The sequence below is a fragment of the Sulfitobacter sp. HGT1 genome (assembly GCF_013282155.1).
GTDB lineage: Bacteria > Pseudomonadota > Alphaproteobacteria > Rhodobacterales > Rhodobacteraceae > Sulfitobacter.
Genome location: NZ_BLWI01000011.1, coordinates 66,102 through 84,053 on the forward strand (window position 1 = coordinate 66,102; position 17,952 = coordinate 84,053).

The 17,952-nt window shown below is 55.6% G+C and carries 15 protein-coding genes; 6 read left to right on the plus strand and 9 right to left on the minus strand.

Annotated elements, in window-relative coordinates:
- Positions 1-1,233 (minus strand): threonine ammonia-lyase IlvA, encoded by a 1,233-nt coding sequence (gene ilvA, locus HGT1_RS12540; protein ID WP_176250296.1) that lies wholly within the window; start codon positions 1,231-1,233, stop codon positions 1-3.
- Positions 1,234-1,358: 125 nt separating this feature from the next.
- Between ilvA and HGT1_RS12545 the strand changes: the two genes are divergently transcribed.
- On the plus strand, positions 1,359-2,579 hold the full coding sequence (locus tag HGT1_RS12545) for an argininosuccinate synthase (protein ID WP_176250297.1): 1,221 nt from the start codon (positions 1,359-1,361) through the stop codon (positions 2,577-2,579).
- An 86-nt stretch (positions 2,580-2,665) separates the two neighbouring features.
- On the opposite strand, the gene HGT1_RS12550 is transcribed toward HGT1_RS12545, so the two are convergent.
- Both HGT1_RS12550 and HGT1_RS12555 read right to left on the minus strand, forming a co-directional pair.
- Positions 2,666-3,358: an HAD family hydrolase gene (locus HGT1_RS12550; protein ID WP_176250298.1), complete on the minus strand. Its 693-nt coding sequence runs from the start codon at positions 3,356-3,358 to the stop codon at positions 2,666-2,668.
- The gene (locus tag HGT1_RS12555; RefSeq protein WP_176250299.1) at positions 3,358-4,266 is read right to left on the minus strand and encodes a D-amino acid aminotransferase; all 909 of its coding nucleotides are present in this window, start codon (positions 4,264-4,266) and stop codon (positions 3,358-3,360) included. Before HGT1_RS12555 ends, HGT1_RS12550 begins: the two co-directional genes overlap by 1 nt.
- Before the next feature lie 147 nt (positions 4,267-4,413).
- Between HGT1_RS12555 and msrA the strand changes: the two genes are divergently transcribed.
- Positions 4,414-5,079, plus strand: a complete 666-nt coding sequence (gene msrA / locus HGT1_RS12560) for a peptide-methionine (S)-S-oxide reductase MsrA (RefSeq protein WP_176250300.1) — start codon at positions 4,414-4,416, stop codon at positions 5,077-5,079.
- Here the strand turns inward: msrA and HGT1_RS12565 are convergent.
- The 3 genes from HGT1_RS12565 to HGT1_RS12575 form a co-directional block, all read right to left on the minus strand.
- Positions 5,069-5,956, minus strand: a complete 888-nt coding sequence (locus HGT1_RS12565; protein WP_176250301.1) for a ribokinase — start codon at positions 5,954-5,956, stop codon at positions 5,069-5,071. The genes msrA and HGT1_RS12565 overlap by 11 nt on opposite strands.
- Positions 5,953-8,211, minus strand: a complete 2,259-nt coding sequence (locus tag HGT1_RS12570) for an NADP-dependent malic enzyme (protein WP_176250302.1) — start codon at positions 8,209-8,211, stop codon at positions 5,953-5,955. Before HGT1_RS12570 ends, HGT1_RS12565 begins: the two co-directional genes overlap by 4 nt.
- Before the next feature lie 75 nt (positions 8,212-8,286).
- Positions 8,287-10,017: a DUF563 domain-containing protein gene (locus tag HGT1_RS12575; RefSeq protein ID WP_176250303.1), complete on the minus strand. Its 1,731-nt coding sequence runs from the start codon at positions 10,015-10,017 to the stop codon at positions 8,287-8,289.
- 151 nt (positions 10,018-10,168) lie between these two features.
- Here HGT1_RS12575 and mutS point away from each other — a divergent pair, with 151 nt between their 5' ends.
- On the plus strand, positions 10,169-12,790 hold the full coding sequence (mutS, locus tag HGT1_RS12580; RefSeq protein ID WP_176250441.1) for a DNA mismatch repair protein MutS: 2,622 nt from the start codon (positions 10,169-10,171) through the stop codon (positions 12,788-12,790).
- Between the two features lie 66 nt (positions 12,791-12,856).
- On the opposite strand, the gene HGT1_RS12585 is transcribed toward mutS, so the two are convergent.
- On the minus strand, positions 12,857-13,420 hold the full coding sequence (locus HGT1_RS12585) for a nucleotide exchange factor GrpE (RefSeq protein WP_176250304.1): 564 nt from the start codon (positions 13,418-13,420) through the stop codon (positions 12,857-12,859).
- Between the two features lie 9 nt (positions 13,421-13,429).
- Positions 13,430-14,494 (minus strand): heat-inducible transcriptional repressor HrcA, encoded by a 1,065-nt coding sequence (gene hrcA, locus HGT1_RS12590; protein ID WP_176250305.1) that lies wholly within the window; start codon positions 14,492-14,494, stop codon positions 13,430-13,432.
- A 99-nt stretch (positions 14,495-14,593) separates the two neighbouring features.
- On the opposite strand from hrcA, the gene rph reads away from it, so the two are divergent.
- The 3 genes from rph to hemW are packed head-to-tail and all read left to right on the plus strand — an operon-like array spanning position 14,594 to position 17,065.
- Positions 14,594-15,307: a ribonuclease PH gene (rph, locus tag HGT1_RS12595; RefSeq protein ID WP_176250306.1), complete on the plus strand. Its 714-nt coding sequence runs from the start codon at positions 14,594-14,596 to the stop codon at positions 15,305-15,307.
- The gene (rdgB, locus tag HGT1_RS12600; protein ID WP_176250307.1) at positions 15,304-15,915 is read left to right on the plus strand and encodes an RdgB/HAM1 family non-canonical purine NTP pyrophosphatase; all 612 of its coding nucleotides are present in this window, start codon (positions 15,304-15,306) and stop codon (positions 15,913-15,915) included. Before rph ends, rdgB begins: the two co-directional genes overlap by 4 nt.
- Positions 15,908-17,065 carry a radical SAM family heme chaperone HemW gene (gene hemW, locus HGT1_RS12605; RefSeq protein WP_176250308.1) on the plus strand — a complete coding sequence of 386 codons (1,158 nt, stop codon included), beginning with the start codon at positions 15,908-15,910 and terminating at the stop codon, positions 17,063-17,065. Before rdgB ends, hemW begins: the two co-directional genes overlap by 8 nt.
- On the opposite strand, the gene HGT1_RS12610 is transcribed toward hemW, so the two are convergent.
- Positions 17,062-17,949 carry a ParB/RepB/Spo0J family partition protein gene (locus tag HGT1_RS12610; RefSeq protein WP_176250309.1) on the minus strand — a complete coding sequence of 296 codons (888 nt, stop codon included), beginning with the start codon at positions 17,947-17,949 and terminating at the stop codon, positions 17,062-17,064. The genes hemW and HGT1_RS12610 overlap by 4 nt on opposite strands.
- Positions 17,950-17,952: the final 3 nt, after the last annotated feature.

Below are 17,952 nucleotides of genomic sequence, written 5' to 3' on the forward strand. Positions count from 1 at the left end.
TCACAGCACGAATTGCGCCAATGTTTCATCATTTGTGATGTCGGTATAGGTAAAACCGGCGTCTTTTAGCTGCGTCAGGAATGGCCCGAAGCTGTCAGGGCTGCGCGTTTCGATCCCGATCAGAACCGACCCAAAGTTGCGGGCCGATTTCTTGAGGTATTCGAACCGGCAGATATCATCGTCCGGCCCCAGAAGATTCAAAAACTCCTTGAGCGCACCGGGGCGCTGCGGCATGCGCAGAATGAAATACTTTTTCACACCGGAATAGCGCTGGGCGCGTTCTTTGACCTCGGGCAAACGTTCGAAATCAAAATTGCCGCCTGACGCGACGCACACAACGGTCTTGCCCTTTATCTGATCCGCAACATCGCCCAGCGCCTCGATCGACAGGGCACCGGCGGGCTCCAGAACGATGCCTTCAACATTCAGCATTTCGATGATCGTTACGCAAATCCGGTCCTCGGCCAAGTTTATCACGTCTTTCGGATCAACCCCCTTGAGCCGGTCAAAATTCCGCTGTCCGATTTTGGCCACCGCGGCACCGTCCACAAAACTATTGATCGGCGAAATATCAACAGGTCTGCCTTCGGCCAAAGCGCGGGCCAGACTTGGCGCGCCTTTCGGTTCGACAAACGTGTATTCGCAGGATTTCCCGAAATAGCTGTAGATACCCGAGGAAAGCCCGCCACCGCCAACCGGCAGAATAATATGATCAGGAATGCGGCCCAACTGCTCTTCAATTTCGACCGCGACAGACGCCTGCCCTTCGATCACATCATCGTCGTCAAACGGCGACAAGAAATGCGCGCCTTCAGCTACGCAAAATTCCTGCGCCGCAGCTAGCGTTTTATCAAAATAGTCGCCAACCAGCCGCACTTCGATCTGGGCACCGCCAAACATCTTGGTTTTCTGGATTTTTTGCTGCGGCGTCGTGACCGGCATGAAAATCACACCCTTCACCCCGAAATGGCTGCACATAAACGCGACACCCTGCGCGTGATTGCCCGCACTTGCACAGACAAACAGCTTCTGTTCAGGGATCACCTTGCGCATGGCGTTAAACGCACCGCGCAGCTTGTACGACCTTACCGGGCTCAGGTCTTCGCGCTTGAGCCAGATGTCAGCGCCATATTTTTCCGACAGATGTTCGTTGCGCATCAGCGGTGTCTGCGGGAACACGTCACGCATGGCTTGGGTTGCTTTTTGCGCTGCGGTTTTGAACGTATCAGTCATTTCATCGGCCTTTGCGTTGAATAACTGTCGATACGACCCCCAATGCGTGCGGTCAACGCAGCCTTCAATCTTGCTCACGCCTTTAAAACCCGATACCTCGCGATGCAAACCGCAAAGGAAATAACATGTCAGCGCCCAAAAAAGTTGTGCTCGCCTATTCCGGTGGGCTGGATACGTCGATCATCCTGAAATGGCTACAGACCGAATACGGTTGTGAAGTGGTCACATTCACCGCCGATCTGGGTCAGGGCGAGGAGCTTGAGCCCGCCCGCGCCAAAGCCGAAATGATGGGCGCATCCGAGATTTATATCGAAGATGTCCGCGAAGAATTCGTGCGCGATTTCGTATTTCCGATGTTCCGCGCCAACGCGTTGTACGAAGGGTTGTACCTGCTTGGCACCTCCATCGCGCGCCCGCTGATTTCCAAACGTCTGGTTGAAATCGCTGCCGAAACCGGTGCCGATGCTGTCGCTCACGGTGCCACCGGCAAGGGCAACGATCAGGTTCGTTTCGAACTGGCCGCCTATGCGCTGAACCCCGATATCAAAGTAATCGCGCCTTGGCGTGAATGGGATCTGACCAGCCGCACCAAGCTGCTTGAATTCGCCGAAAAGAACCAGATTCCTGTCGCCAAAGACAAACGTGGCGAAGCACCGTTTAGCGTTGATGCGAACCTGCTGCACACCTCCTCCGAAGGCAAAGTGCTGGAAGACCCCGCAATTGATGCGCCAGAATATGTCTATCAGCGCACTGTTGCGCCCGAAGATGCGCCTGACACGCCCGAATATGTCGAAATCGGGTTCGAGCGCGGCGATGCCGTCAGCATCAACGGCGAAGCAATGTCGCCCGCCACGATCCTGACCAAGCTGAACGAATTGGGCGGCAAGCATGGCTGTGGCCGTCTTGATCTGGTCGAAGGTCGTTTTGTCGGGATGAAATCACGCGGCATCTATGAAACCCCCGGCGGCACATTGCTGCTGGAAGCTCACCGCGGGATCGAATCGATCACGCTGGACCGTGGTGCGATGCACCTGAAAGACGAACTGATGCCGCGCTATGCCGAACTGATTTATAATGGTTTCTGGTTCAGCCCCGAACGCACCATGTTGCAGGCCGCGATCGACGCGTCGCAAACCCATGTGACCGGTACTGTGCGCCTGAAGCTGTACAAAGGCCACGCGCGCACTGTTGGCCGCTGGTCGGATCATTCGCTGTATTCCGAAGCGCATGTAACATTCGAAGATGATGCCGGAGCCTATGATCAAAAAGACGCCGCCGGGTTCATCCAGTTGAACGCGCTGCGCCTGAAATTGCTGGCTGCCCGCGACAAACGCCTGAAAAGCTAAGCGTTAGAGACGAAAGAGGCCCGGAGAGGCGGATATCTGTCCGGGCCTTTTTTATGCTAAATCAACCGTTTCCGGCTGGCCAAAGTTTACGTGATACGTTGGCGGTATAGCTGATCATAATAGGGCAAAGCCTTATCCAGAAGCAGTTTTCCGGTGCCGGACAATGTTGGCAATGGCCCTTCGGCCCCGGCAAAGCCTGTGCTTTGATGGACAGCACCATACCAATGGGATGCCCATACCCCATCCTCGGGCCGCGCACCTGCGGGCCAGGTCAACATCGCAGGATCAAACGGCAGATCAATCGCAGCGCATAGTTTGCGCAACATCCCCTCGGGGTCCGCACGAATATCGGCGCTGTCGATAACCAGCCCGCCGATCTTGTTATAAAGCGCGGTCTGCTGACCAAACCCGATATCATCGAAACTGGGGGCTTCGCGTTTGGCCGTATAGCTGGCGATCACGCGGGCGGGATGGCGGATCAGGTGAATGTTCACGCAATCCTTGGCCCAATCCATCGGGAAACCATCCAGCATGTGATGCGGCATATGCTTCATGTACAGATGCGGTGTACCGGGTTGTTCACACTGCGCCGCCACCTGCTGGGGATCAGTTTCATGTGCCGCCAGAATTTCACTACGCATCGGGTGATCATCGCCGGTCGCCGCCAGATAGGCCGCATAAAACGGCTCGTCCATCACCGCGAAATCACTGCGGTTGCCAAAGCTGTACATCATCGCCGTGCTTAGGTTGCGCGGACCGGACCACATCGCAATCCGCATCAGCGACACTCCTGCTTGATCAGACCCTTGTACAGATCGCGCAAACGCTGGGTCATCGGCCCCATGTCACCTGTCCCGATCTGCCGCCCGTCAATCGACGCAACGGGCGTCTGCGCCCCAAAGGTGCCGGTCAAGAACGCCTCGTCTGCGCCATACGTATCAACAAGCGAGAAATTGCGTTCAAAAACCAGAATATCATTGGCGCGACACAGGTCGATCACCTTTTGGCGGGTAATCCCGTTCATGCAGTAATCGCCCGTACTGGTCCAAACCGCGCCCTTCCGGACAATGAAAAAGTTACAGGCATTGGTCGTGTTCACGAAACCATTGATATCCAACATCAACGCCTCGTCTGCGCCCGCCTTTTCCGCAGCGATACAGGCAAGAATACAGTTCAGTTTGGAATGGCTGTTCAGCTTGGGGTCTTGGGTCATCGGCAAGCCGCGCAAATGCGGAACGGTCGCCAACCGGATCGGGCGCGGGATGCTGGGGCGCGAATGCTCCATGATAATCGTGATCGTCGGGCCGGATTGCGACAGTGAAGGATGTTGGAAAGGCCGCGTTTTGACGCCGCGCGTAATCATGAGCCGCGCATGGGCATCGGTGGTCATACCATTGGCCTCTTGCGTCTCTAACAAGGCTGAAATCAATGTTTCACGGGTCATACCAATGTTCAGATCAATGGCTTTTGCGGCCTCGAACAGGCGGTCAAAATGTTCATCGATAAAGGCCCAGCAGCCGTCATACAGGCGCAAGCCTTCCCAGATGCCGTCGCCCAACATGAAACCACTGTCATACACGCTGACCATCGCTTGCGCCTTGGGAACGATCTGACCATTCAGATAAATCAGGATCTCGTCATTGCGCGCGTCTTCTTCGGCTTGATGTGTGGTCACGTGATCTTGCATCTGGAATCCCCTTTTGAACGTGACGCTATGAATTTCGCCAGCCCGCGCCAAGCCTGAAATTGAAATCACTAGGCCGTGACATCGCCAAGCCGTGTGTTGCGTGACGGCGCGAACCACGTCACCGTTTCCGCAAAGAGGAGAAGAATGATGAGTATCGCAACAAATCTAAAGTTGATCGCCCTGTCTGCGACCATCGGTCTGGGCCTGATCGTCCAAGGAACCAGCGCAAAAGCCGCTGGAACAGAGACGCTTCTGGTTGCTGGCGGATGCTTTTGGTGCGTCGAATCCGATTTCGAAAGCGTCAAAGGCGTGAAAGAAGTCGTTTCCGGGTTTGCCGGAGGGTCGGTCAAAAACCCGACCTACAAGCAGGTCGTCGCAGGTGGCACAGGGCATTATGAAGTCGCGCAAATCCAGTTTGATCCGGCGGTTGTCAGCGTCGATCAATTGCTGGCGTTGTTCTTCCGGTCGGTTGACCCGACAGATGCAGGTGGCCAGTTCTGCGATCGCGGCGACAGCTATCGCTCCGCAATCTTTGCGGATGGTTCGGCCCAAAAGGCCGCAGCCGAAAAAGCCAAAGCAGACGCGCAAGCGGCATTGGGCAAAACGGTGGTCACGCCGATCTTGGGCAAGACAGCGTTTTATCCGGCTGATGACTACCACCAAAATTACTACAAAAGCGATGACCGCTTGGCGTTCAGCAGCGTTGGTTTGGGCGTGAAAAAATCAGTCGCTTACAAACGCTACCGGAACGGATGTGGCCGCGACCAGCGGGTGAAACAATTATGGGGCAAAGCTGCCGCTTTTACTCACTAAGATCGCCGTCGAAATCGTGATCCTGGATCTCCTTCAGGTCCGGGATCACGTCTGCCGTGCCCTTGCGCATAACCATCAACGCCGCAGCTTGCATGCCCAGGGTAATCGCGCTTTGCATGCTAAGGCCGCGGTCAAGTGCGGCGACCAGATAGCCGGTGAATGTATCACCCGCACCCGTAGTATCGACAACCTCGACCGGATAAGCTGGGAAAATCTCTTCGCTTTTCCCTTTGTTAGAGACCCATTTACACCCGTCGGCCCCCAAGGTGACAATGATATCATCAATGGGAAGCTGCTCCAGCGATTGCCCCAAAACCTCTTCCAGTTCGGCGGCTTCGCCTTCGTTCAAAACCAGCAGGTCAACATCAGCCATCACATCCGCGACGACTTCGGCCTCGAAGGGGGCGGCGGCATAGACAACGCGCATCCCAAGCGTCTTGGCGGTAGGGGCTGCAAATTCCTGACCCAATGTTTCATTCTGCATCAGCAAAAAGTCACCCGGCGACGCCTCGGCCAGGGCTGCGCCGATGATCCGGTCGTTCACCTCGTGATTTGCGCCTGCAAACAAAACGATAGAATTCTCGCCATCTTCGGCCACGCAGATATTTGCATGGCCCGTTGGCATGTTGATCATGTGGATATGCTGGGTTTCAACGCCATATTCCAACAGACGTTCGACCGCCCATTTACCGTCTGGCCCGACAGCCCCGATATGCATGACACGGGCTCCGGCGCGGGCGGCGGCGACCGACATATTGGCCCCCTTGCCGCCCAAACCCTGGCGAAATTCCTCGGCGGCGATTGTTTCACCGGGTTGCGGCAAATGGCGCAGATAGTAGAAATTATCCGCGTTAATCGAGCCGAGGTTCCAGATCATTCGCCGACCTTACACGCCGCCAGAATTGCCATGTTCAAGATGTCATTGGCCGTCGATGTAGTTGAACAAATCTGGATCGATTTGTCCAAACCTGTCAAAATCGGACCAATAACAGTCGCGCCGGCCATTTCCTGCATCAGTTTGACGGAAATGCTGGCCGAATGGCGGGCTGGTACGACCAAGATATTCGCCGGACCCGTCAACCGCGAGAAAGGATAGTTCTTTTGGCTTTCCGCATTCAGCGCCACGTCAACAGTCATCTCGCCTTCGTATTCGAAATTCACGCCGCGCTGATCCAGAACATTCGGGGCGCGCTGCATTTTTTCTGCACGTTCGGAAATCGGGTACCCGAATGTTGAAAAGCTGACGAAAGCCACACGCGGTTCAAGCCCCAAATGCCGTGCAACCTTGGCACCGCTTTCTGCGATGTTCGCCAGATCATTCTCGTCCGGCCATTCATGCACCAAAGTGTCGCCGATAAAGACGATGCGGCCTTTGTGCAAAACGGCTGTAATGCCGACCGCACCGTGTTGGGCATCGGCATCGAACACATGATTGATGCGTTCCAGAACATGCGCCGATTTGCGTGTCGCGCCAGTGACAAGGCCGTCACCATGTCCGTGCGCCAACATCAACGATGCGAAAACATGGCGGTCACGCGCCGCAAGCCGGTGGATATCCTTGCTGTCGAACCCTTTGCGTTTCAGACGATCATAAAGGAACGTTTTATAGGTTTCCAAATGCGGGGTATTGGCCGCATTCACGATCTCAAGTTCGCGGAACGCATCTTCCAGACCGGCGGCTGCCAGCTTGGCTTTTACGTCATCCGCGCGGCCGACAACCAACGCTTTGCCCAGACCGGACCGTTGATAGGTGACCGCAGCGCGCAACACCTTGGGATCATCCCCTTCGGCAAAGATCATGCGTGCTTGGTTCGCACGTGCGCGAGCGTTGATACCGCGAAGAATGTTTGCCGTCGGATCCATGCGCGATTTCAGGCTCAGCTCATAGGCGTCCATATCAATAATCGGGCGCCGTGCCACACCGGTGTGCATCCCCGCCCGCGCAACGGCTGGCGGAATACGGTGGATCAAACGCGGGTCAAACGGCGTCGGAATGATATAATCACGGCCAAAGCTCAGGTTTTTGCCATAGGCCAACGCGACCTCGTCCGGCACGTCTTCGCGCGCAAGGTTTGCCAAAGCATGGGCGCAAGCGATCTTCATCTCGTCATTGATCGCGCGGGCGTGAATATCGAGGGCACCGCGAAACAGATAGGGAAAGCCCAGAACGTTGTTGACCTGGTTGGGGTAATCACTGCGGCCCGTGGCAACGATCGCATCGGGGCGGACTTCGTGCGCTTCTTCGGGGGTAATCTCGGGATCGGGGTTCGCCATCGCGAAAATCACCGGATTATCGGCCATGCTGGCAACCATCGACGGGGTCACGGCACCCTTGACCGAGACGCCCAAAAATACATCGGCACCCACCATAGCTTCTTCCAGACTGCGCAATTCGGTCGACGCGGCATGGGCCGATTTCCACTGGTTCATACCTTCGGTACGGCCCTGATAAATCACGCCCTTGGTGTCACACATGATGCAGTTGTTATGCTGTGCGCCCATCGCCTTTAGCAATTCAAGGCAGGCGATCCCGGCAGCACCGGCACCGTTCAGCACAATGCGGACGTCTTCGATTTTCTTGCCCGAGATATGCAGCGCATTCAGCAGGCCAGCGGCACAGATAACCGCCGTGCCATGTTGGTCGTCGTGAAAGACAGGGATATCCATCTCTTCTTTCAGGCGCTGTTCAATGATGAAACATTCAGGTGCCTTGATGTCTTCAAGGTTGATGCCGCCAAAGGTCGGGCCCATCAGTTTGACCGCGTTAATGAACGCTTCGGGGTCTTCGGTATCCAGTTCGATATCAATCGAATTCACATCGGCGAACCGTTTGAACAGAACTGCCTTGCCTTCCATCACCGGCTTGGAGGCCAACGCGCCCAGGTTGCCCAAGCCCAGAACCGCCGTCCCGTTTGAAATCACCGCAACCAGATTGCCCTTGTTGGTGTAATCATACGCCAATTCGGGGTTCGCCGCGATGGATTCACAAGGTACGGCAACACCCGGCGAATAGGCCAGACTAAGATCGCGCTGCGTTGTCATCGGGACAGTCGCAGTAATCTCGAACTTGCCGGGCGTTGGCTCTAGGTGAAAGGCAAGCGCCTCTTCGGATGTGATACGGTTCTTGGACACTGACAAAGCTTCCCTGTTGTTTCAGGGTTTAATATCGACGAACAGCCCTGCGTACAATCATGATGGCGCTCACAGTCAGACGACGTAGCGAACCCAGTCGTGATTTTCGACAAATGCGTCATGCCGTTCGGGGAAATCCGCCTGCAAACGTGAAACCGCCCAACGGATCACCTGCGGCCTTTCGCAGCGGTTCGCGCACCAGATCATCCGGATCAGGGTTTGCCACCGCGATTTGTCAGCCTTGAAGGCCGCATCAAGGGCCTTCAGCTCGGATTTGGGCTCATCCACGGATTTATAGCAGTCGGCCATCAGCATTTGCAGATCGAAATGCCCCAGAGTCAGCTTTGGATGCGCCTCAAGAACGGCCAGCGCTTTTGCAAACTCGTCCGCGCGAAACAGCGACCGCGCAAGCCGAAGAAGATCGCGACGCTTGGGCATTTCGGGCACATGACCATCCAGAGACACGACAAAAGCCATCAACTGCCCGATCGCCTGACGGCTCAGCGCGGCAGGCAACAGCTCGTCCTTGAACGGGCTCGGCTCCTGCCCGGCTTTGACTCCTTTATAGTCGGCGAAAAAGCTCATGTATTTACACTGCGCCGCATTCGCGACGGGCCAGAAATCACCCCAACGGGTCATCGCAGTTTGCAAGGTTCCAACCTCGATCACATAGGCATCGGGGTTGGCGAACAACATATTCGTAAACCCCGCCCCGTGATACGAAATCATCACCTCGGCATTGGCCATCAGCGCAATCTGTTCCAGCGGGTGCATATTCTCAAACACAACATATTCGAAACCGAACAGCCGCAGATGATCGAACAACTCGTCCTCCCCCTCCATATGTCTTGTCCGGCTTTGGCGCGTATCCCGCCCGACATAGAATTTTTTGGGCAGATCACTGAAATCAAACCCCTCGATCCGGCGCAATGCACGGTCACGCAGGGCGGCCAGACCCGATTGAACAACATTCATCTGCAATAGGTTTTGCGATGAAATCGTCGCGGCCTGACCGTTCCAGAACTGGTCGGAGGGGGCCAGCGCATTCAGTTTTTCAGGCTCTAACATTGGGTTTAGATAATGGACACTGACCAGATCATAGGCCGTTAACACCCGATCATAGTCTTTCGGTGCCCGTTCAAAGAAGACGCGGTCCTTAAGCTCAGGAAACAGCACATCAACAAAGTTCTTCGCGAAATCCCGCGTTTTATCTTCGCGGTTCGGGAAGTGGATGAAGACGCGGCCCTGAAAATCCAGATCGTCCAAAACACATAGCTGGCTTAGCGTTTCGGTGATGAAGTGGTAATAGTTGAACGTGTTGCGGGCAATGATGGCGAAATCGACATCCGGCCCCAATGCATCGGGGTCCAGCTTTAACGTTTTCCCCTTGTTTTCCTTCAACCCCTTGGCAAAAAATTCCATCAGCCGCTGCTGCGGATCAAACTCTGCCTGCTCATTTGCCCAACGATACTTGTTCAATGCGCGTACGCCCGGCGCACCGCTTAACACAATCTTACCCTGGGCCATCAGCAGCGATTTTCGAAAGCCGACATTCTCAAGAACGGCTGGCACGGTCGCATACATGATCGGCTCTTTGAATTTCCGATGCCGCCGGGTTTGCGTAAGAAACGCCTCGATTTTTTCGTTCAAGGCAGGGCTGTCGCTGGCCCCCACACCGTCGATCAACGCAGGCGCGATCTTGCGCCAGTAATAGGGGGGCTGCGCCAATAATGTGACGCCGCCATCCGACCAGGGGTTCAAAAAAACCTGCTCTGGCTCTTGGGCAAGGTCCACCTGATTACGCACAGAAAACTCTTCAAATTAGGTCATTGAACATCTTTCTAGCACAGTCCGGACGCAGGTCCATCAGGATCGCCCCTTTCATGCCCGCCATTGGTTTTGTAAACAGGCATATGTTGAACGGGGGTTTGTGGTGAGCGACGAAAAAATCACGCCAATGATGGCTCAGTATCTTGAGCTTAAGGCGCAATATGCCGACGCTTTGCTATTTTATCGCATGGGCGATTTCTATGAAATGTTCTTTGATGACGCCGTCGCGGCCGCCGAAGCGCTGGATATCGCGCTGACAAAACGGGGCAAACACGGCGGCGAAGACATTGCAATGTGTGGCGTTCCCGTTCATGCCGCCGAAGGCTATCTGCTCACCCTGATCCGCAAAGGGTTTCGCGTCGCCGTCTGTGAACAGATGGAAAGCCCGGCCGAAGCCAAAAAACGCGGCTATAAGGCGATCGTGAAACGCGATGTCGTGCGCCTGGTGACGCCCGGCACATTAACCGAAGAATCCCTTCTTGATGCCCGCCGCCATAATTATCTGGCTGCCTTCGCCGAGGTCCGCGGCCAACATGCGCTCGCTTGGGTGGATATTTCCACCGGTGCTTTTCACGTGATGCCTGTGACGCTGGCACGGCTTGGCCCCGAACTCGCGCGTTTGTCCCCTTCCGAATTGATCGTATCCGAAGCAAAGGAAGCGGAACTCCGCGAATTGGTTGCCGATTTCAACCTGTCGCTCACGCCCCTCGCCCGCTCTGCCTTTGACAGCAGCAGCGCCGAAAAGTCCATCTGCGACCTGTTTGGCGTTGGGTCGCTTGATGCTTTTGGCAATTTCGAACGCGCGGATATTTCAGCGATGGGCGCGGTCATCGAATATCTCGAGATCACCCAAAAGGGCAAACTGCCCCTGCTGCGCACGCCCGTGAAAGAATCCGAAGCCCGCAGCGTTCAGATCGACACAGCGACACGTCGCAATCTTGAACTGACGCACGCGCTTTCGGGCGGCCGTGCCGGCACGTTGCTGGCGGTCATGGACAAGACGGTTACCGCCGGTGGAGGCCGACTGTTGGAACGGCGTATTTCATCCCCATCCCGGGTTTTAGAGACGATTCACGCAAGGCTTGAGGCAATTTCCTTTGCCGTTGAAAACACCCGTCTGCGCGAAGACTTGCGCCAGCATCTGCGGAATGTGCCCGATCTTGAACGCGCCTTGTCCCGCCTCTCGCTTGACCGTGGCGGCCCGCGTGATCTGGCTGCCATCCGCAACGGTTTGGCAGAAGCCAGCCAATTGGCAGAAAAAACCGATACCTCGGATTTGCCCGATCTCTTGTCCCAAGCCATCAAGGGTTTGCGGGGCCATGATGATTTGATCGACCTGTTGGATCAGGCGTTGATCGCCGAACCACCGCTTTTGGCCCGTGATGGCGGATTTATCGCACCCGGCTATGACACCGAATTGGACGAGGTCCGCACCCTGCGCGACGAAGGCCGCAGCGTTATCGCCCAGATGCAACAAGAGTTCGTGTCGACCACAGGCATTACCGCCCTCAAGATCAAGCATAACAACGTCTTGGGGTATTTCATCGAAGTAACCTCGACCCATGCCGATAAAATGCTGTCGGCCCCCCTGTCCGAAACCTTTATCCACCGCCAAACCACCGCGAACCAGGTCCGCTTTACCACGGTCGAACTGTCCGAGATGGAAACCAAGATCCTCAACGCCGGAAATCATGCGCTGGAAATTGAAAAGCGGCTCTATGACAGCCTCAAAAGCGCTATTCTGGCACAGGCCGGGCCTATTGGTGTGGTCTCTGCCGGTTTGGCCGAAGTCGATCTGGCCGCCGCTTTGGCAGAACTTGCCCAGTCCGAAAACTGGGTGAAACCACGCGTTGATAACTCGCGCGCCTTTGACATTACGGGCGGGCGTCACCCGGTTGTCGAACGCGCGCTTGCCCAACAATCGGGCGCGGCCTTTATCGCCAATGATTGCACCCTTTCCGCAAATGACGAAAACGCGCATATCTGGTTGCTCACCGGCCCGAACATGGCTGGTAAATCAACTTTTCTGCGTCAGAATGCGTTGATCGCCTTGATGGCGCAAATGGGCAGCTATGTGCCCGCGTCGCAGGCGCATATCGGTTTGGTCAGCCAGATATTCAGCCGCGTCGGGGCCTCTGATGATCTGGCCCGTGGCCGGTCGACCTTCATGGTCGAAATGGTCGAAACCGCGGCGATCCTGAACCAGGCCGATGATCGCGCCTTGGTCATTCTGGATGAAATCGGGCGCGGAACGGCAACCTATGACGGGCTTTCCATCGCATGGGCAACCCTTGAGCACCTGCATGATGTGAACCGGTCCCGCGCGTTGTTCGCCACCCATTACCACGAAATGACCGCGCTTTCGAACAAGCTGGACGGCGTTGAAAACGCGACCGTCACCGTCAAGGAATGGGAAGGCGAAGTCATCTTCCTTCACGAGGTGAAAAAAGGTGCGGCCGACAGATCCTATGGTGTGCAAGTTGCCCAACTGGCTGGCCTGCCGCCCTCTGTCATCGCCCGCGCCCGCGTTGTTCTTGAGGCGCTTGAAAAGGGCGAACGCGAAGGGGGTGCCACGCAAAAAACCCTGATCGACGATTTGCCGCTTTTCGCGATCAACCCCACGCCACCACCAAAACCGGCAAAGGCATCAAAAGTCGAAGCGGCCCTCGCCGATATTCTGCCCGATGAACTGACCCCGCGCGAAGCCCTTGATCTGCTCTATAAACTAAAAGAGGCGGCCAAAGATTGACCGCCCCCTTAAATTCCAAATGGAAATAAATCCTCCCCGAAGGGTCCGCCGCTAAGGCAAAACGCCTCAGCTTGCGGGCATGGACGAAACGCCAACCTGCGCAGGGCGCAACAGGCGATCGTGCAGCATGAACCCTTCGGCTGCGACCTGAATGATTTCACCGGCCTTTGTGCCTGGCACAGGTGCTTCAAACATCGCCTGATGCAGCTGCGGGTCAAACTTATCGCCGACTTCGGGCGCGATCACTTCCATACCGTGCTTTTTGAACACGTTCAAAAGCTCGCGCATTGTCAGTTCAATCCCTTCCAGCAATGGGCCCGAAATCGCCCGCTGCTCGTCGGTCACGGCTTCCAGCGCGCGCTTCATGTTGTCGTAGACCGGCAGCATGTCACGGGCCAGCTTTGACCCGCCATAGTTTTCGGCCTCACGGCGGTCTTTGTCGGACCGCTTGCGTGCGTTTTCTGCATCGGCCAGTGCCCGCATAAAGCGGTCTTTCAACAGATCACGTTCGGCGCGCAGCTGGTCCAATTCCAGCGCTTCATCGTCGATCTCTTCCATTTCATCCGCATAGGCCTCTGCCTCTGCGTCATCAATGTCGTCCAAAAATTCGTTGTCTCTCGGCTCTGCCATAGTCCACCTCTAGCTGCGGTTTGAGATCAGTTTCCCAACCAGCTGCGCCGTGTAATTCACAATCGGCACGATACGTCCATAATTAAGGCGTGTGGGGCCAATCACACCGACGGCACCAATCACCTTACGATCTGCGTTCATATAAGGGGAAACGACGAGAGAGGAACCCGAAAGTGAAAAAAGTTTGTTTTCAGACCCAATAAAAATGCGCACACCGTCGCCGCCATCCGCAAGTTCAAGAAATTCGGCAATATCCCGCTTGCGCTCCAGATCATCAAACAGTTGCCGGATCAGCTCGACGTTCTCCGCCTCGCCTTCTGCGTTGATCAAATTCGACCGTCCCCGCACGATCAAACGCTCGGGGTGTTCGCCGTCGCCTTGCCACAACGCAAGGCCGCTTTCGACAAGCTGTTGCGCAAGAATGTCGATTTCTTGCCGGCGTTGGTTGATCTGGGTCAGAATGGTCCGCTGCAATTCGGAAATGGTTTTTCCTTCAACCAATGAATTGAGGAAATTCGCCGCTTCGCGCATGCTGCTTGGCGTCTGGCCGGGCGGTGGCGTGAACAAGCGGTTTTCAACATGGCCGTCCGAGAAAACCAGAACGACCAAGGCTCTATCCTGCGAAAGAGAGACGAATTCGATATGTTTGATCGGTGCTTCGTGTTTGGGCGTCAATACCAGCGAAGCCCCTTTTGTAACCCCCGACAGCGCCGATCCGACGCGGTCCAGAATACCACCCACATCAGCACCGTTATCGCCCATGGTTGCGTCGATTTTCTCGCGGTCGATATCGGTCGGATCGCCGATTTCAATCATCCCGTCGACAAACATCCGCAACCCCATCTGGGTCGGAATACGCCCGGCGCTGACATGGGGGCTGCCCAGCAGACCCATATATTCCAGGTCCTGCATCACATTGCGAATGGTCGCCGCGCTGACCTTTTCGCTAAAGTCACGCGTGAGGGTTCGCGACCCAACAGGATCACCATTCGCCAGATATCCTTCGACCACGCGGCGAAACACTTCGCGCGAGCGGTCATTCATTTCATCTAGAACTGTGGGTGTTTTTTCCATGATGCCCTAATAAAGGGGCTCGGGGGGCAAACGTCAATCGGGGTTGCATCAAGATGGCGTGCAGAGTTATCCCCAATGCAACTCATAAAGGATAATCTTATGCGCCCCTCCGGACGGAAACTTGACGAAATGCGTGCTGTGTCTGTTGAAACAGGCTTTACCAAACATGCCGAAGGGTCGGCGCTGATCAAAATGGGCGACACCCATGTGCTATGCACCGCGACCATCGAAGACCGCGTTCCCCCGTTTATCAAGGGGTCCGGTCTGGGCTGGGTTACCGCTGAATACGGGATGCTGCCCCGCGCAACAAACACCCGCATGCGCCGCGAAGCCGCAATGGGCAAGCAAGGCGGGCGCACCGTTGAAATTCAACGTCTTATCGGCCGCGCCCTGCGTGCCGGCGTTGATCGCAGCGCCCTTGGCGAACGTCAGATCACCATCGATTGCGATGTTTTGCAGGCCGATGGCGGCACCCGCTGCGCGTCGATCACCGGGGGCTGGATTGCCTTGAAACTGGCTGTGAACAAGCTGATGAAAGCTGGCGACGTAAAGAACGACCCGTTGATTGATCCCGTCGCCGCGATCAGCTGTGGCATCTACGCGGGCCAGCCCATTCTTGATCTGGATTACCCCGAAGATTCCGAAGCCGGTGTTGATGGCAACTTTATCATGACGGGCACTGGCCGCCTGATCGAAACCCAGATGAGCGCCGAAGGGTCCACCTATTCGCGCGAACAGATGAACCATCTGATGGATCTTGCCGAAAAAGGCGTCGCCGAGTTGGTCGAAATACAGAAAGCCGCAACTGCATGACACGTAAATTCACTGGCGATCAAATCCTGATCGCCACACATAACGCGGGCAAACTGGCAGAGATGGCCGAACTCTTTGCCCCTTTTGGCGTGCGCGTTGTGGGTGCCGCCGAAATGAACCTTTCCGAGCCTGAAGAAACTGAGGACAATTTTATCGGTAATGCGCGGATCAAAGCGGTTGCGGCGGTCAAGGCAACTGGCCTTCCTGCGCTGGCCGATGATTCAGGGATAGAGGTCGAAGCTCTGGATGGAGCGCCCGGCGTTTATACCGCGGATTGGTCAGAGACACCAAATGGCCGTGATTTCGTCATGGCGATGACAAAAACCCACAACCTGCTTGAAGGAAAGAACGCCCCTCACCCCCGTCGCGCACGGTTTTGCGCAACTTTGATCCTGGCTTGGCCCGATGGTCACGAAGAGATTTTCGAAGGCAAAGTTGACGGCACCTTGGTTTGGCCGATGCGGGGCGAAATTGGTCACGGGTATGATCCGATGTTCCAACCTGACGGATACGAACAGACCTTTGGTGAAATGTCGCATGATGCCAAGAACCGGATCAGCCACCGCGCGGATGCATTCGCCAAACTGACCTCTGCCTGCTTTGACTGAAGATTGGTGCCAGGGCGGCTTTGGCCTTTATATCCACTGGCCATTTTGCGAGGCTAAATGCCCCTATTGTGACTTTAACAGCCATGTTAGTCGCAAAATTGACCAGAGAGCCTGGTGCGATGCCTACCTGGCCGAGCTTGAACGTGGTGCTGCCGAAACCCAAGGGCGCGTGTTGAACGCAGTGTTCTTTGGCGGTGGCACCCCCAGCCTGATGGACCCGGATATCGTTGCAGATGTGATCGCTGCGATCTACCGTCTGTGGCCAACAGCAAATGATCTGGAAATCACCCTGGAAGCCAACCCCGGTTCGGTCGAGGCAGGACGGTTCAAGGGATTTCACGACGCCGGGGTCAACCGCGTTTCAATGGGGATTCAGGCGCTGAACGATGCGGATCTGAAACGTCTTGGTCGTATCCATAACACGGCAGAGGCATTGGCAGCCTTTGATATTGCGCGTTCTACCTTCGATCGGGTGAGTTTTGATCTGATTTACGGCAGGCAAAACCAGACCTTGCCAGCGTGGCAATCCGAGTTAAAACAGGCCCTATCCCTAGCGATAGACCATATTTCACTTTATCAACTCACGATCGAACAAGGCACGGCCTTCGGTGACCGTTACGCAATTGGCAAGTTGCGCGGGTTGCCCGACGACGATCTTGGCGCAGATATGTATGCCGCCACCCAAGACATTTGCAACGAGATGGGCATGCCGTCCTACGAGGTTTCAAACCACGCGCGCGACGGGGCTCAATCGCGGCACAATCTGATCTACTGGCGCTATGGCGACTATCTTGGGATCGGGCCCGGCGCACATGGCCGGTTAACCCAGAACGGCCACCGCTTTGCGACTGAGTGTTTCAGCAATCCGCAGCGCTGGCTGGATGCCGCGGCCTCTGGCAAAACAGAAAAACCCCGAGAGGCGCTTTCTCCTGAGGATCAAGCCAGTGAATTTCTTATGATGGGCCTGCGTCTCAAAGAGGGGGTCGATCTGAAAAGATATTCGGCGCTCGCTGGCACCCCTCTGTCACAAAAAAAGATCATCCGGATGCAAGACATCGGGATGATCAGTTTGGAGCGTGATCAGCTGAAAGTAACGGATCAGGGTTTTATGGTCCTTAACGCTATTCTAGCTGAGCTATTGGCCGACTAGCTGACCGACAAAAGGCGGCAAAGCTCGTCCAGTTCGTCCATGTTTTTATAGCTTAGAACCATTTGCCCGGCTTCCTGCCCCGGCTTGTGGTTCAATGTCACTTTCATCCCCAAGCTTGCCGAAAGATCGCTCTCAAGCGCACGCGTATCTGCGTCCTTTTCGGTTAGCGCCTTGGGGGCCTTAAGTGGCGCGTCGTCTTTTCCAGCGTTTTGCTCTTTCTTAACCAAAGCTTCCGCCGCCCGAACAGACAAACCACCCGCAATAATCTGCTTGGCTAGTTTTACGGGGTCATCGGCAGGAACCAAAGTTCTGGCATGTCCTGCAGTAAGATCGCCTGTGCGAACCATTTCCAACACGGTGTCCGGCAGGTTCAAAAGGCGCAACAAGTTGGCGATGTGGCTCCGGCTTTTACCAAGCGCTTCGGCCATCTTTTCCTGCGTATGACCAAACTTGTCCATCAATTGGCGATACCCGGCGGCTTCCTCGATGGAGTTGAGGTCAGCCCGCTGGATGTTCTCGATAATCGCAACCTCGAGAACTTCGAGATCTGTAAATTCACGAACGATTACAGGAAGTTCGTGCAGTTTTGCCATTTGCGACGCGCGCCAGCGGCGTTCGCCGGCGACGATTTCAAATGTCCCATCTTCCCTGCGACGCACAATAAGAGGCTGAATAACCCCCTTTTCCTTGATCGAGTTCGCGAGATCGTTCAAATCCTCCGGATCAAACCGTTTTCTTGGCTGTTCGGGGTTCGGGGATATTTTCTCGATCGGGATGTACTGTTCGGCACTCCCCTGGGCAGCTACCGTCTGTGTTTCAGCAACATCTGCCATCAAAGCCGAAAGCCCACGCCCCAATCCGCGCCGTTTTTCTCTGTCTGCCATGTT

Coding starts and splice junctions, on each gene's coding strand:
- ilvA (WP_176250296.1), bottom strand. CDS start 1,233: ATGACTGATACGTTCAAAACCGCAGCGCAAAAAGCAACCCAAGCCATG.
- HGT1_RS12545 (WP_176250297.1), top strand. CDS start 1,359: ATGTCAGCGCCCAAAAAAGTTGTGCTCGCCTATTCCGGTGGGCTGGAT.
- HGT1_RS12550 (WP_176250298.1), bottom strand. CDS start 3,358: ATGCGGATTGCGATGTGGTCCGGTCCGCGCAACCTAAGCACGGCGATG.
- HGT1_RS12555 (WP_176250299.1), bottom strand. CDS start 4,266: ATGCAAGATCACGTGACCACACATCAAGCCGAAGAAGACGCGCGCAAT.
- msrA (WP_176250300.1), top strand. CDS start 4,414: ATGAGTATCGCAACAAATCTAAAGTTGATCGCCCTGTCTGCGACCATC.
- HGT1_RS12565 (WP_176250301.1), bottom strand. CDS start 5,956: ATGATCTGGAACCTCGGCTCGATTAACGCGGATAATTTCTACTATCTG.
- mutS (WP_176250441.1), top strand. CDS start 10,169: ATGATGGCTCAGTATCTTGAGCTTAAGGCGCAATATGCCGACGCTTTG.
- HGT1_RS12585 (WP_176250304.1), bottom strand. CDS start 13,420: ATGGCAGAGCCGAGAGACAACGAATTTTTGGACGACATTGATGACGCA.
- hrcA (WP_176250305.1), bottom strand. CDS start 14,494: ATGGAAAAAACACCCACAGTTCTAGATGAAATGAATGACCGCTCGCGC.
- rph (WP_176250306.1), top strand. CDS start 14,594: ATGCGCCCCTCCGGACGGAAACTTGACGAAATGCGTGCTGTGTCTGTT.
- rdgB (WP_176250307.1), top strand. CDS start 15,304: ATGACACGTAAATTCACTGGCGATCAAATCCTGATCGCCACACATAAC.
- HGT1_RS12610 (WP_176250309.1), bottom strand. CDS start 17,949: ATGGCAGACAGAGAAAAACGGCGCGGATTGGGGCGTGGGCTTTCGGCT.